This window comes from Campylobacter sp. BCW_6873 (genome assembly GCF_001762365.1).
Lineage (GTDB): Bacteria > Campylobacterota > Campylobacteria > Campylobacterales > Campylobacteraceae > Campylobacter_D > Campylobacter_D jejuni.
The window spans coordinates 56,381-69,887 of sequence record NZ_MJWS01000033.1 but is presented as its reverse complement, the minus strand read 5'-3'; the positions used below and the strand labels follow the sequence as shown (position 1 = coordinate 69,887).

Genomic DNA, 13,507 nt, shown 5'->3' with positions numbered 1-13,507 from the left:
AGAAGATGTTAAGAAGAAGAGGTTTTAACCTTAGATAACTAGCTAAAAAGCTAGTTATCTCTAAATTTACTTATTGATTTAAAATTTGATTTTTACTCTTACATAAATTCTGCCAATTTGAAACACTTTTGATTTCAAGACATTGTTTTAAATTTTAAATGGAGTAAAAATAAATGGAAAGAATATTGTTTTTAAAAGGTTCAGCTTTAGGTTCTGTGGTGGCTTTTTTTAAGTTCAAATTTAAGTGCTGCTATGCTTAAGGATAAGGATTTTCTAGGTTTTAAAGTTGTTGATGCAAGCACACAAGATAAAGTTATAGCACCACAAGGTTATGAAGCAAGGGTTTTAATTTCTTGAGATGATCCACTTTTTAGCAAAGCAAAACCTTATGATAAAAATAAAATCATCGATATGAATGCGGTTAAAAATGCTCATTTGGTTTTTTGGAGATAATGATGATGGTATGAATTTTTTCCACTTTCAAAAAACAGAGGAATTTTAGCCGTTAATAATGAATATATAAATCCTGAAATCATATTTAATCATCATGGTAAAAATTAAGCAAAGAAGATATTTTTTTATATGAGCAAGCTAGTGTGGGTGTGAGTATCTTAGAAATCGAAAAAAAGATGATGATTGGACTGTTTTTAGACTCTAAGTATAACCACAGAATCGATGTAAACACTAAAATGCAAGTAAGTGAGCAGCTAAAAAAGAAGTTTTAAAAAATGAAAAATTTATTCATGGAACTTTTGCAAATTATGCAAATGGACAAATACCTTAGGGAGCTTATATCACCTGTGAAGAAAATTTTGACGATTTTTTGGAAGTTCAGATGAAAATCTAGAATTTAATGATGCCTTTAAGCGCTATGGATTTAACAAAACTAGTCTTTATGGATGGGAAAAATTTGATGAAAGATTCGATTGAGCTAAAAATATCGATGAAGCCAATCGTTTTGGTTGGATAGTGGAAATCAATCCTTTTGATGCAAAAAGCACACCTGTTAAAAGAACTTCTTTAGGGCGTTTTAAACATGAAAATGCAGAAATTATCGTAGAAAAAGATGGTTCTGTTATAGTTTATATGGGTGATGATGAGATGAATGAATTTATTTATAAATTTGTTAGCAAACATAAATACAAAAAAGGTGCTGATACAAGTAAAATTTTAGATGAAGGCACTTTGTATGTAGGACAGTTTAACGGCAATGTGGGAGATTTTAAAGGACAGAGAAAATGGATAGCCTTAGAATATGGCAAAAACGACCTAGATGAAAAAAATGGTTTTAAGTCTCAAGCTCAAGTACTCATCAATACGCGTCTTGCCGCAAGCATTGTAGGTGCAACTCCCATGGATAGATGTGAATGGATAGCAAGCTATAGACAAAGTGGTTCTAAAGAGGTATTTGCAACACTAACGAACAACAAAAATCGCCAAAAACCTAATGCAGCAAATCCAAGAACTAAAAATGTTTATGGACAAATTTTAAAATGGATGCCAAGAAATTCTCATAAAGACGATGATTTTACTTGGGAAATTTTTGCTCTTGCTGGAAATCCTGATAACCAACAAGGCTTATATAAAGGCTCAAATAATATTACAAGTGAAAATAAATTTAATTCTCCTGATGGACTTAAATTTGATAGAGATGGAAGACTTTGGATACAAATAGATGGATCTTATTCTAATAAAGATGAATACGAAGGCATGGGAAATCAGACGCTTTTTAACAGGACCTATTGCTTGTGAATTAACAGGGATTGCTTTTAGTGAGGATTATACTACAATGTTTGTAGGCATACAACATCCAGGAGAAGGTTTAAAAGGTAGTACTTTTCCTTATGGAAAAACGCCAAGATCGAGTGTAATGATGATAAGAAAACTTGATGGTGGAGTGATAGGAAGCTAAATAAAAATAAAGTTGCTTTTAGCAACTTTATAAAATCTTAATGCAAGCTTTCTATATAAGCCATAGCACTTAATGCAGCTACAGCTCCATCACCTGCAGCACAAATCACTTGCTTAGGTGCATCTTTTCTAAGATCTCCTGCGGCAAAAAGTCCAGCAACACTAGTTTGCATTTTAAGATCAACACTTACTTGCCCACCTTCTTCCATATTGCATAAAAACTTACCATCGTCTTGTTTTAAAATTTCATTTCTTACATTAAGACCAACAAAAGTAAAAATTCCTGGAACATTTAAATCTCTAATACTACCATCTTTTAATTTTACTTTTATACCAGTAACACCCATTTTATCACCATATACTTCATCTACACTTGCACTAGTAATGAGTTCTATTTTTTCATTTTTCTTAACTTTTTCTACTGTAGATGGAGCTGCTCTAAACTCATCTCTGCGGTGGATAAGATAAACCTTAGAACAAATATTTGCTAGATACAAAGCTTCTTCTAAAGCCGTATCTCCACCACCTAAAACTGCAACTTCTTTATTTTTATAAAAAAATCCATCACAAGTTGCACAAGTGCTTACACCTTTTCCAAAAAATTCATCTTCGCCTTTAAAACCTGCTCTTTTTGGAGCTGAACCTGTACAAACTATCACAGCTTTAGTAAGTTCTGTTTTACCACCTTCTAATTTGATGGTAAAACTTCCATCACTATTTTTTAAAATTTGTTCTACTCCAACCATTTCATGTTTTAAACCAAAGCGCATACATTGTTCATTCCAAGGAGCCATAAAAGAAATTCCATCCATAACTTGGGCTACACCTGGATAATTTTCTATTTCAGAACTTGAGGTAATTTGTCCGCCAGGCATACCTTTTTCAAACATTACTACATTCTTAAGACCACCTCTAGTTGCATAAAGTCCGGCACTAAGTCCAGCAGGACCTCCACCTATGATTGCTACATCTAACATTTACATTTCCTTTATATTGAATTTTATTATTAATAATGATATAAAAATTATTCTTAATAGTAGTTAATAAAAATTATTATTTAGTATAAATTTGAAATTTTTAAGAAGAAGGCTAGTTATACTAGCCTTTAGTTTATAGTAAAGAGTTTAGTTTATCACTAATTGCTTGTTTAGATTGTGCACCAACGAGTTGATCTACAACTTCACCATTTTTAAAGAAAATAAGCGTAGGAATAGAGCGAACACCAAATTCAGCTGCTAAATCACCTTGTTCATCTGTGTTTACTTTGCAAATTTTAGCTTTACCATCAAAGTCGTTTGCAAGTTCATCAATAACTGGAGCAAGCATTCTACAAGGTCCGCACCATGGAGCCCAAAAATCAACTAAAGCTACACCTTCTTTTGCTTGAGCAAAATTATCACTTGTTAATTCAATATATTTTCCCATAATTTTTCCTTTCTTTAATTTTTGTCTAATTGTATTTTATTTTTTTAAATATCAGCTTAAAAACTTATATTTTCGCAAAATTGTATCACATCATTTTTAATGCAAATCAGATCAATCTGAAAATCCGATGAAATTCCATTTTTAAGATGATAAAATTCTATAGTTTTTAAAATTTTTTCAAGTTTTTTTCTATCCAAACGCTCAGAAACTTCATAATCATTTTGAGTAAATTTAACCTCTATAAAATGTAAAATTTCATCTTTTTTGGCTATTATATCGATTTCTCCAAATTTAGAATGGAAATTTCTTTTTAAAATTTCAAAGCCTTGTTTTTTTAAAAATTTACAAGCCTTATCTTCACCTAAAATTCCATCTAAATAAGCTTTTACACCCATTATTCTATACGCATCATAAAAGGCTTGGTTTTTATAAAATCTTGTTTGCGCAAAATTTCAAGCAAATTTTGTATGCTTTTTTCATAAGTTAAATGCGTAGTAAAAAATAAAGTGCTGTAATTTTCATCATTTTTTTTAGGTTTTTGTAAAAAACTATCGATAGAAATATTATTTTCACTCATCAATTGTGTGATTTTAGATAAAACCCCTATTTTATCTTCAACTTTCACCCTTAAATAATATTTTGTATAAATTTCATCTTTGCTTAAAAGCTCGTATTCTAAAGTATTCACAAAACCAAGCATTGGTGCTTTTACCTGATCTCTTGCTATATCCATAAGATCTGAAATCACAGCACTTGCAGTGGCCTCTCCTCCTGCTCCTGCTCCATAATACAAACTTTCACCCAACAAATCTCCATTAATACTTATAGCATTCATCACTCCATCGACTTTTGCAAGCATTTTTTCTTTATCTATCATAGTAGGATGCACTCTTAATTCTACTTTATCTTCACGCACCTTGGCTATACCTAAAAGTTTTATGGTAAATTCAAACTCATTAGCAAAATACATGTCTTCAGGCGCAATTTCGCTAATACCCTCGATCAAAATATCTTCAGGTTTAGCTTTAAGATTATAAGCGATACTTGATAAAACAAGCAGTTTATGAGCTGCATCTTGTCCTTCTATGTCAAAAGTTGGATCAGCTTCTGCATAGCCTAAATTTTGAGCTATTTGTAAGGCTTGTTTAAAACTCATATTTTTTTGACTCATAGAACTTAAAATATAATTACTCGTACCATTTAAAATCCCTTTTATAGCCAAAATATTATTTGCACTTAAACCTTCTTTTAAAACCTTTATAATAGGAATTCCCCCAGCCACACTTGCTTCATAACCAAAGGCTAAATTTTTAGCCAAATTTTCAAGTTCATAACGATGATAAGCAAGCATAGCTTTATTTGCAGTAACAACAGCTTTTTTCTTTTTTAAAATTTCACTCACTATTTTAAAAGCTTCATCCACTCCACCCATTAACTCTACAAAAACATCTACATCAGCATTTAAAATTTCTTCAACGCTATGAGTAATTGGAATTAAAGCGTTTTTTTTAGGACTTCTAGCAAGAGCGATCACAGGAGTTATGCTTTGCCCACATCTCGCACGAATAAGTTTATTGTTTTCTAAAAGAAATTTAACCACTGCACTTCCAACAGTGCCATAACCAAGAATTGCTACTTTCATAACTTACTCTTTTAAATATTTTTTGATATTGCGTGCAGCTTGGCGTATGCGATTTTCATTTTCAATTAAAGCAATTCTTACATACTCATCACCTGCTTCGCCAAAACCTACCCCAGGACTTACTGCAACACTAGCACGTTGTAAAAGTTGCTTTGAAAATTCTAAACTTTTTAAATGTCTTTTGCTTTCAGGGAGTTTTGCCCAAACAAACATACTTGCTCTTGGTTTTTGAAGTTTCCAGCCTGCGTTTTCAAAAGCTTCAAGTAAAATGTGCATTCTTTTATCATAAGTTGCACGGATTTCATCCACACAAGTTTGATCTCCATCTAAAGCTATGGTAGCTGATACTTGAATAGGCGTATACATACCATAATCAAACCAAGATTTTATTTTTTTAAGCGCACTGACTAAGCGTTTATTTCCTACTACAAAACCTACACGCCAGCCTGCCATATTGTAAGATTTTGAAAGAGTGTAAGTTTCTACCGCTACATCTTTTGCACCTTCAATTTCCAAAATAGAAGGAGTTTTATAGTCATCATAAGTTAAATCTGCATATGCAATATCTGAAATAATATAAAATCTTTCTTTTTTTGCCGTTGCTATCAATCTTTCATAAAAACTTTTCTCACAAGTTACTGTTGTTGGATTATGCGGGAAATTAACAACGACATATTTTGGACGCGGGATGCTTTCATTTAAAGTTTTATGTAAATTTTCAAAAAATTGATTTTCATCAAGCTCAAATTTTTCATTATAAGCTAAAGGCATTTTTGCTACATTGCCTCCTGCTATAATAAAAGCTTGAGTATGTATAGGATAAGCAGGAGTTGGCACAATAGCAACATCTCCAGGATTTATAATCGCTCTTGCAAGATTTACAAAACCCTCTTTTGAACCCATGGTAGCTACAACTTCATTTTCAGGATCTAGATTGACATTATATTTTCTTTTATACCAATTACAAATTGCTAAGCGAAGTTTATAAATCCCCATGGATGTAGAATATCCCGAGGTTTTATCTTTGTTAGCGCTTTCACAAAGTTTATCTATAATGTGTTGTGGAGTTTTACCATCGGGATTTCCCATTGAAAAGTCGATGATATCCTCTCCAGCACGTCTTGCTGCCATTTTTATCGCATTTACTTCTGCGAAAACATAATTTGGAAGTCTTTCTATGGTATTAAAACGGATTTCATCAAACATTTCTTAATCCTTTATTTTTTAAGTGTGATTTTTAAACCCCTGCGTATATTATCTAAACTATACATATCGCTTACAATAGCATATATAGCACCATTTGGAATAAGTTCTGAAAAATGATTATTTTTATTTTCACTTTTTACTGCTTTAATTAGATTTAGATTTTTATCTAAAAAGAAGATTTTAGGAAACCAATTGTCTAAATCATTTGCATCAATAATCAAATTTGTAGCATTTTTTAAATCAAGCACATAGTCTTTAAGGGGTTTTTCTAATGATTTTGGAGTATTTAAATTAACATTTGTATTGGTTTTTAATACAGCATTGGAAAAATTTAAATCATATTCATAATCATATGCCCCAATACGCTTAATATTATTTATATAGACAGAATTTTCTTTTAAGAGATTGTAAAGCGTTCCAGGATCTAAAACATATTGAGATTCTACTTGTATGGTATAGTCAATATTTCCTTCTCTTAAAATCAAATCTGTAGGGATAAAATATATATATCCGGCATCTGTTAAAACATCGGATAAAATTTTAAAAAACATAACTTCATCAGCTTTTGCTTTAAAATTTAGTCTTAGACTTTGAGGATTTGATAGTGTTAAGGTAATTAAAGAGTTGGTTTTTAATATTTGAGATATTTTTGCAATATCACAATTTCCATTATTATCTATGTAAGAATTATTTGAAAATAATAATTCTAGTTGAGAATTTTTACTAGGATTGTTTATTAAATTTTTTGCCAAATCAAGACTTGAGATTGCAAAAGATATATTAACATAAAGAGTAAGAATAATAATTTTTTTTACCATTCTTTACCTTTATTTAATTTTGCAAATTCAGCAGCTGAAATACTTGTAATTTTTCCGTCTTTAATCAAGAAACGTTTTGAAATTCCTGCAGGAAATTTTTGTTCTTTATTTTCTTGATCAAATATTGTTAAAGCTGCAGCTCCTGTTAAAATTAACTGATCTTTATCTAAAGAAATATTAAAATCTTTTTCTTTAACAAAGCTTGTTTTTTTAAGGCTTTTTAAATCTATCAAACCTATCCAAATCTTGGTAGAGGTTTTAAAATGTGCTTCTTTTAAAGAATTAGTTTTTGGTGTATTTATGTCTTCTTGGATTTGGGTATTTTTTTCTTCATCGAGTAAGGTTGTGTTATTTTCACTGATATTATTTTCTATGCTTATGTTTTTATCATTTTCTTGTAACGAGATGTTTTGGCTTGGTAAAACGCTCTCTGTTTGATTTGTTTCTTGTGCTTTATTGTTGTCTATAACAACAACATTATTTCCACCTAAAGATTTTAAATTTTCTTGTGCTTGTCCTATGATATCTATAACTGTTGTGCTAGTATTATTTTGTTCATCTTTGAAAAAAGTTTTAAGTGTATCAAAATAATAAATTCCACTTCCTATAATCACTAAAACAATAAGAACAATCAAAAAAGGCCAAGCATTAGAGGATTTTTGACTATAAGCATCTAGTTTTGGGGTTATCATTTTTGATTTTGTTTGTGGAGTAGGATTGTTTTCGTTAAGATAAGCTTCATACTCTTCATTAAAATCACTAAAGTCGAGTTCGTATTCTCTGCTTAAAATTTTAACAAAACCTTTAACATTAAAACGACTTAAAACAGCAAAATTCTTTTCTGCTAAAGCTTCAAGAAAATCAAGTTCAATTTGCGTTTTTGCTGCAACTTCTTTTAAATTTAATTCTTGTATTTTTTTCCAATTAAGCATTTAACATCCTATCACAAAGTATTGCAAAAGCAGCGCTGACATTAAGACTATCAAAATTATTTTTCATCGCAATGCCCACACATTCATCGCATTTTTTTACAATTTTAGAGCTTAAACCAAAACCCTCACTACCCAAAACTAAAACTTTTTTACCATTGCTTATTTTTACACTGTGAATTTCTTTTCCCGAGCCATCGCTCGCATAAAAATAAAAACCCACTTGTTTTAGTTCATTTATTACACTTAAAGCATCGTTGCTTATCACAATAGGTAAATCAAGAGCCGCTCCGCTGCTTGTGCGAATTACTCCTTCCATGGCTAATTTTTCACCAATAAAAATTAAAGCCCCAACCCCTAAAGCATAAGCTGTACGCGTGATAGCCCCTATATTTCCTACATCGCTAATTCCATAAAGCATAACAATAAAATCATTTTTTTTAATCTCATTTAAATTCGCAAAAGAACTTTCTTTAATATCTAGCAAAAAACCTTGATGATTTCCACCTTTCGCATAAGCTTGAGCAGTTTTAAAATCAAGTTTTTTGATTTTAAAACCTGATTTTGCGATTTTGGAAAAAGTAGTTTTATCACATTCTTTTGCTAAATAAAGCTCATTGATATAGTCTTTATGATATTCTAAAATATAAAAAAATATTTGCTTCCCATAAACTATCATATTAAAATTTTACCTAATCTTGACTTAAAAGCAGTTTTTGATAAATTTCTTTTGCATTTTTTCCATTGAACTTTGATAATAATTTTGCTTTTGCTTTTAAAGGCAGCTCTAAATCCATAATATCTTTTTCACAAAGAGTATTTTGCAAAAAATTTTGTTCTTTTGATTGCAGTACTACAACCCATTCGCCGTTTAAATTAGACTTTTTTAAAATTTCAAAAAGCTCTTTGGCATTGCCTTTAAATTTATTTTCAAATTTTTTACTGATTTCTTTAATCAAAAAAATTTCTCTTTGGCTGTCTAGAATCATAATTTGTTCTATCAAAGATAAAATACGCTTGGGGGATTCGTAAATAATACTTGGATAAGGAAAGTTTAAAATTTTTTCTATATCTTTTTGTCTTTCTTTGCCTTTATTTGCTAAAAAACCAATAAAGATAAATTCTTTTTGACAAAATGCTGAGCTTGCAAGAGCAACTAAGGCTGCATTTGCACCTGGTAAAATTTCATAGGTGATATTATTTTCTTGTGCAAATTCTACCAAAGCCTTTCCAGGGTCGCTAATCCCTGGCATTCCTGCATCGCTTAAATAAGCTACATTTTTTTCAAATATCTTTAAATCAATACTTGCTAAAACTTCTTTTTCATTATGGGAGTGTAAGGCTATAAATTTAGAAATATGTATATCAGTGTGAAATTTGGTATTTAATAACGAAATCAAAGACTTACTTACTCTTGTATCTTCGCAAAACACAAGATCGCAAGTCTTTAAAAGTTCTAAGGCTCTAAAAGAAATATCGCTTAAATTTCCTATGGGAGTAGGAATAAAATAAAGCATAATTATTGCATTGCGTATTTTTTCTTAAATTTCTCTACACGACCTGCAGCATCTACAATTTTTTCACTGCCTGTAAAAAAAGGATGGCAATTTGAACAAATATCTACTCTTAATTCTGCTTTGTTTGACTTTGTTGTAAAAGTATTTCCACAAGCACAACTTACTTTGCATTCTATATATTCTGGGTGAATTTCTTTTTTCATTAGTTTTCCTTAAAAATTAAAACAATAAGCCGTGATTATAAATTATTTAACATAAAAAAGAGATTAATTTAAGAAAAGTTAAAGCAAAATTTTTGAAGCTATAGCTATAATAGCTGTTTGACTTTTTAGAATATTAGAGCTTTTAAGAGAGATTTTCCGGTTAAACAATAATCTCTCATCATTGTTAAATCCACCTTCAGGACCTATAAAATATAATTCTTTTTCATCGAAATGACTTTGTTGTTCTCCTTGAAAATCAACCATAATTGCATTTGGAAATTTTTGAACAAATTCTTGAGTGCTTTGGTGGATAATTAAATCCATTTTAGTATTTCTACCGCATTGTTCACAAGAAGAAATAATGATTTTTTCAAATCTTTCTAAATCGATTTTAAAATTTCTTTGTGAAAAATTTGTAAAAACCAAATGTAACTTTTTTACTCCAAGTTCATTTAAGAAAGGTAGAGTTTTTTCTAAAATTTTAATATCTATAATGGCTAAGGCTAAGTTTAATTCACTTTGTTTTATATTTTGTGATTTTTTGTTTAAAAATTTTAAAGTGCAAGAATTTCTTGTTAAATTTGTGATTGTATAGTTGTAAAGAAAATTATCTTGTAAATTTCTAAGATTTAGCTCCGAATTTTCCTTTACTCTTCTTACTTTTAAATGGTTAAAGTTTTCACCTTGAAGTTGTATAAACTCTTCTCCAGCTTGCTTGTTATACAAAAATTGCATTTTATAGATATCTTTCTATTAAAAAAGGCAAAAACAATAAAAAAATTTCAAAAGGTAAAATCAAACAACTAATCCATCTAAAAGTGGCATATTTTCTAAATCTTCTTGCTTTTTTAAAACAAACAAAGTGAAAAATTGCTAAGGCAAAAATTAAGATCCAAGAAAAAATCATTACCCAGATATTGACATTCATTTGAAATTGTTTCATTGCTGATAACAAACAACCTGTAAAAATAATCAAAGCTAAAAATAAATAATAAATTGGTAAAAATAATCGTATTCTGCGAATAAAAATGAATTCGGTTTTAAAATTTCCTTGTGTTAGTATAAGATAAAAAAGCATTAAAAAACCGCTCGCATAAAGACTATAAAGATGTAAAGCTAAAAAGAATTCGTAACTTTGATCCATTATTTTCCTTTGTTTATAAAATCAGCTAAATTTTGAATTTGTTCATCACTTAAAAAACTATGGTTTTTATCTTTTATCGTTTTTATTTTTTGTATAAAAATTTTATTGCTCAAGGTTTTAATGGCCGTGCTGTTTTTAGGTTTTAATTCCCCTTTTTCTCCATGACAAGTGGCGCATTTTTGTTTATATAAAGAGTTGATAATACTAGGATTGACTTCATGTTCATCATTTGAACTTTGTGCTTCATCATCTACAGGTAAAGGCAGGTTGGAGTCACTTAATTCTGTTTTTTCATCGTTTTGTTCTATTTGGACTACTTCTTGATCTGTATTTTGAGTCTTGGAAATATTTTTTTCATCATTAGAACAGGCAGATAAAACTAATAAAAAAAAACTTAAGGCAATTAAAATTTTAGCTTTTTGCATTAAATCTCCTTTGGATTTATAAAAATTTCTTCATTTTTTAATTTGTTATAAAAATCTATATCATTCCATTCTGCTTTAATGCCATTGGAAAATTCTATGTCTTGAAGTGAAATTTTTGGCATTAGCTCACTATAGGCATCTTCTCTAAAACCTTGTGCATAGCCTGTTCTTGTTTCATGAACAATGATGCTTTGTAAAGTCACTCCTTGTTCTCCATTTACCATTTTTGTTTGTTTTAATAAAGCATCTATAAGTATGAAAAATACACGACAAAAATTTTCAGCACTTACATTAACAGGCAGGCAAATCCAACGACTTGAATATTTTTTCATTTCTTCTAAATATTTTGCGTCATCATATTTAAAAAGAGTGATAGCATGATCAAAACTATCAATAATTTGGCGTATATAGGTTTTTAAAAGTCCAAAATCATAGACCATTCCAGCATTATCTAAATATTTGCTTTCAAGTAAAACTTCAACTTTGTAAGAATGTCCATGAATGCTACTTTTGCAACGCTTAGAAGAACAAAATCTAACAATGTGTGCGTTTTCAAATTCAAATAATTTTCTTATAATCATACACCCTCTTTATCGTTCCAAAGACGAATATGAATTCTATCAGAATAATTATAACCATTCTTAATACAAAATTCAGCAATTTTTTGAGCATTTTTTTTAAGGTTTTGCTCATTTTCACCCATAGGCATACAAAAAATTTGATTTGGAGCTTCTTTTAGAATTTCATTGATTTCTAAAAATGAATTATCAAGAGTATTGGCATCTAAAACAAATTTATAAAAACTATCTTTTGCGTAATTTTTAAATGCTTTTAAAGCTTTAAAATTTAATCGTTTATCTTTTTTTATCCCACTATTTTGGAGTTTAACGCTTAAAGCAAAAATACATTCTTTGTAAAAAGGATATCTATCAAAATCAATTTCTATGCTTCCATTGCTTTCAAAGTGTATTTCGAATTTATTTTTTAATAACATTTGGATAAATTCTATAAATTCAGGATTTTCATAATGGATTAATGGCTCTCCACCTGTGATAACAACTATAGGATCAAAGTCTTTTTTTAATTTTATCACTCTTTTTAAAAGTTCATTAGCATTTAAAGTTTCATAACTTTCTTTAAAATCTTTTGTGAAAACAGCTCTTATCGTGTCACATCCAATGAGAGTTTTATCGTTTTTTGATATTTTTACATTAAAACCTAAACAGTTGAAATTGCAACCAGCAAAACGCATAAAAATAGCTAATTTTCCATTATATTTGCCTTCTCCTTGAATGCTTAAGAAACTTTCAACAAGTTGCAAAATTAACCTCCAGTTTGATAAAAAGCACGAGATGAGGTTTCATTATCAACAACACTCCATTTATTTTTTTCTGGTTTATTTCTTAATACTTCTTGTAATATTTCTACAGCGGCTTTAATATCACCTTTTCGAACCGCTTCTTTTATGCTTAATGCTTCATCAAAATAAAGGCAAGGTATTAACAAGCCTTCAGCACTTAAGCGTATGCGATTGCAAGAATCGCAAAATTCATGGCTATGAGGATCTATAATTCCAAATTCATAATCATCTGCCTTGTAAATACTCACAGGTGCTTTTTCATCTTTTTTTATAAGTTGAATTTGATATTTTTGACTCAAAATTTGTATAATTTCATCTCTTTTTAATCCTTGTAATTTACCATAAGCATGAGTATTTTCCATAAATTCTATAAAGCGAATTTGAGCTTTTTTTGATTTTGCAAATTCCAAAAGAGATATCAGTTCATCATCGTTTAAATTTTTAAGAGCTACAGTATTAAGTTTTACTTTCAAATCTAGATTTAAAGCTTCATCAATTCCAGATAAAACACTATCTAATACATCTTTTTGCGCAAGAGTTTTTGCTTTTTTGTGATCTAGGGTATCAAGTGAAATATTAAGTCGTTTAAGTCCAGCATTTTTTAGGTCTTTAGCAAAGTCTTTTAGTAAAAATCCATTTGTAGTTATAGCAAGGTCAATATCGCTTTTATAATCGCTAATCATTTTTATAAAAATACTTAAATCTTTTCTTAATAAAGGTTCTCCACCTGTTATACGGATTTTTTCAATTCCTTCGTCTATAGCTGCTTTAACAAATAAAAAAAGTTCTTCGAAGCTTAATAAATTTTCTTTTGGCTGATAATCGAAAGGAATTTTTGGCATACAATAAAGGCAGCGAAAGTTACATCTTTGTGTAACTGAAATTCTAAGATAATTTATCTTTCTACCGAATTGATCTATAAGCATT

Annotated in this window: 16 protein-coding genes and 2 pseudogenes; 1 reads left to right on the top strand and 17 read right to left on the bottom strand. The window is 29.5% G+C overall.

All coding sequences use genetic code 11. From position 1 onward, the window contains the following. Positions 1-70: 70 nt before the first annotated feature. A pseudogene (locus AJ932_RS11005) lies at positions 71-154 on the bottom strand (hypothetical protein); the annotation flags it as partial. 19 nt (positions 155-173) lie between these two features. Here AJ932_RS11005 and AJ932_RS01900 point away from each other — a divergent pair. Next, positions 174-1,912, top strand: a pseudogene (locus AJ932_RS01900) (PhoX family protein). A 37-nt stretch (positions 1,913-1,949) separates the two neighbouring features. Here AJ932_RS01900 and trxB read toward each other — a convergent pair. The 16 genes from trxB to moaA form a co-directional block, all read right to left on the bottom strand. Continuing rightward, entirely contained in the window at positions 1,950-2,888 is a 939-nt protein-coding gene (gene trxB, locus AJ932_RS01895) for a thioredoxin-disulfide reductase (protein WP_070233491.1), read from the bottom strand. Positions 2,889-3,021: 133 nt separating this feature from the next. Then, the gene (gene trxA, locus AJ932_RS01890) at positions 3,022-3,336 is read right to left on the bottom strand and encodes a thioredoxin (RefSeq protein ID WP_002778629.1); all 315 of its coding nucleotides are present in this window, start codon (positions 3,334-3,336) and stop codon (positions 3,022-3,024) included. Between the two features lie 56 nt (positions 3,337-3,392). After that, complete coding sequence (locus AJ932_RS01885; RefSeq protein ID WP_002851874.1) at positions 3,393-3,731, bottom strand: YraN family protein; 339 nt, start codon at positions 3,729-3,731, stop codon at positions 3,393-3,395. Continuing rightward, on the bottom strand, positions 3,731-4,978 hold the full coding sequence (locus AJ932_RS01880; RefSeq protein ID WP_044778705.1) for a homoserine dehydrogenase: 1,248 nt from the start codon (positions 4,976-4,978) through the stop codon (positions 3,731-3,733). The genes AJ932_RS01885 and AJ932_RS01880 overlap by 1 nt, the downstream gene beginning before the upstream one ends. Positions 4,979-4,981: 3 nt before the next feature. Next, on the bottom strand, positions 4,982-6,184 hold the full coding sequence (locus tag AJ932_RS01875) for an LL-diaminopimelate aminotransferase (RefSeq protein WP_070233490.1): 1,203 nt from the start codon (positions 6,182-6,184) through the stop codon (positions 4,982-4,984). A gap of 11 nt (positions 6,185-6,195) precedes the next feature. Beyond that, positions 6,196-7,002, bottom strand: coding sequence for a hypothetical protein (locus tag AJ932_RS01870; protein WP_070233489.1), 807 nt, complete (start codon positions 7,000-7,002; stop codon positions 6,196-6,198). Next, a complete protein-coding gene (locus AJ932_RS01865; protein ID WP_070233488.1) occupies positions 6,996-7,934 on the bottom strand; it encodes a hypothetical protein in 939 nt (312 codons plus the stop codon). The genes AJ932_RS01870 and AJ932_RS01865 overlap by 7 nt, the downstream gene beginning before the upstream one ends. Continuing rightward, entirely contained in the window at positions 7,927-8,610 is a 684-nt protein-coding gene (rlmB, locus tag AJ932_RS01860; RefSeq protein WP_070210175.1) for a 23S rRNA (guanosine(2251)-2'-O)-methyltransferase RlmB, read from the bottom strand. Before rlmB ends, AJ932_RS01865 begins: the two co-directional genes overlap by 8 nt. A gap of 13 nt (positions 8,611-8,623) precedes the next feature. Next, the gene (gene rsmI, locus AJ932_RS01855; protein WP_070233487.1) at positions 8,624-9,448 is read right to left on the bottom strand and encodes a 16S rRNA (cytidine(1402)-2'-O)-methyltransferase; all 825 of its coding nucleotides are present in this window, start codon (positions 9,446-9,448) and stop codon (positions 8,624-8,626) included. Positions 9,449-9,450: 2 nt separating this feature from the next. Beyond that, positions 9,451-9,651, bottom strand: coding sequence for a 50S ribosomal protein L31 (rpmE, locus tag AJ932_RS01850; protein ID WP_002860655.1), 201 nt, complete (start codon positions 9,649-9,651; stop codon positions 9,451-9,453). A gap of 78 nt (positions 9,652-9,729) precedes the next feature. Next, the gene (locus tag AJ932_RS01845) at positions 9,730-10,386 is read right to left on the bottom strand and encodes a 16S rRNA (uracil(1498)-N(3))-methyltransferase (protein WP_002851903.1); all 657 of its coding nucleotides are present in this window, start codon (positions 10,384-10,386) and stop codon (positions 9,730-9,732) included. A gap of 1 nt (position 10,387) precedes the next feature. Continuing rightward, positions 10,388-10,795 carry a membrane protein gene (locus AJ932_RS01840; RefSeq protein ID WP_002851635.1) on the bottom strand — a complete coding sequence of 136 codons (408 nt, stop codon included), beginning with the start codon at positions 10,793-10,795 and terminating at the stop codon, positions 10,388-10,390. Then, a complete protein-coding gene (locus AJ932_RS01835) occupies positions 10,795-11,220 on the bottom strand; it encodes a c-type cytochrome (RefSeq protein WP_002851842.1) in 426 nt (141 codons plus the stop codon). The genes AJ932_RS01840 and AJ932_RS01835 overlap by 1 nt, the downstream gene beginning before the upstream one ends. Further along, complete coding sequence (locus tag AJ932_RS01830; protein ID WP_002858675.1) at positions 11,220-11,801, bottom strand: 6-pyruvoyl trahydropterin synthase family protein; 582 nt, start codon at positions 11,799-11,801, stop codon at positions 11,220-11,222. The genes AJ932_RS01835 and AJ932_RS01830 overlap by 1 nt, the downstream gene beginning before the upstream one ends. After that, complete coding sequence (locus AJ932_RS01825; protein WP_002851883.1) at positions 11,798-12,541, bottom strand: 7-carboxy-7-deazaguanine synthase QueE; 744 nt, start codon at positions 12,539-12,541, stop codon at positions 11,798-11,800. Before AJ932_RS01825 ends, AJ932_RS01830 begins: the two co-directional genes overlap by 4 nt. A 2-nt stretch (positions 12,542-12,543) precedes the next feature. Next, positions 12,544-13,506, bottom strand: a complete 963-nt coding sequence (moaA, locus tag AJ932_RS01820; protein ID WP_002868437.1) for a GTP 3',8-cyclase MoaA — start codon at positions 13,504-13,506, stop codon at positions 12,544-12,546. Between the last annotated feature and the right edge of the window lies 1 nt (position 13,507).

Coding starts and splice junctions, on each gene's coding strand:
- trxB (WP_070233491.1), bottom strand. CDS start 2,888: ATGTTAGATGTAGCAATCATAGGTGGAGGTCCTGCTGGACTTAGTGCC.
- trxA (WP_002778629.1), bottom strand. CDS start 3,336: ATGGGAAAATATATTGAATTAACAAGTGATAATTTTGCTCAAGCAAAA.
- AJ932_RS01835 (WP_002851842.1), bottom strand. CDS start 11,220: ATGCAAAAAGCTAAAATTTTAATTGCCTTAAGTTTTTTTTTATTAGTT.
- AJ932_RS01840 (WP_002851635.1), bottom strand. CDS start 10,795: ATGGATCAAAGTTACGAATTCTTTTTAGCTTTACATCTTTATAGTCTT.
- AJ932_RS01870 (WP_070233489.1), bottom strand. CDS start 7,002: ATGGTAAAAAAAATTATTATTCTTACTCTTTATGTTAATATATCTTTT.
- rpmE (WP_002860655.1), bottom strand. CDS start 9,651: ATGAAAAAAGAAATTCACCCAGAATATATAGAATGCAAAGTAAGTTGT.
- AJ932_RS01830 (WP_002858675.1), bottom strand. CDS start 11,801: ATGATTATAAGAAAATTATTTGAATTTGAAAACGCACACATTGTTAGA.
- AJ932_RS01875 (WP_070233490.1), bottom strand. CDS start 6,184: ATGTTTGATGAAATCCGTTTTAATACCATAGAAAGACTTCCAAATTAT.
- moaA (WP_002868437.1), bottom strand. CDS start 13,506: ATGCTTATAGATCAATTCGGTAGAAAGATAAATTATCTTAGAATTTCA.
- rlmB (WP_070210175.1), bottom strand. CDS start 8,610: ATGATAGTTTATGGGAAGCAAATATTTTTTTATATTTTAGAATATCAT.
- AJ932_RS01880 (WP_044778705.1), bottom strand. CDS start 4,978: ATGAAAGTAGCAATTCTTGGTTATGGCACTGTTGGAAGTGCAGTGGTT.
- AJ932_RS01885 (WP_002851874.1), bottom strand. CDS start 3,731: ATGGGTGTAAAAGCTTATTTAGATGGAATTTTAGGTGAAGATAAGGCT.
- AJ932_RS01865 (WP_070233488.1), bottom strand. CDS start 7,934: ATGCTTAATTGGAAAAAAATACAAGAATTAAATTTAAAAGAAGTTGCA.
- AJ932_RS01845 (WP_002851903.1), bottom strand. CDS start 10,386: ATGCAATTTTTGTATAACAAGCAAGCTGGAGAAGAGTTTATACAACTT.
- rsmI (WP_070233487.1), bottom strand. CDS start 9,448: ATGCTTTATTTTATTCCTACTCCCATAGGAAATTTAAGCGATATTTCT.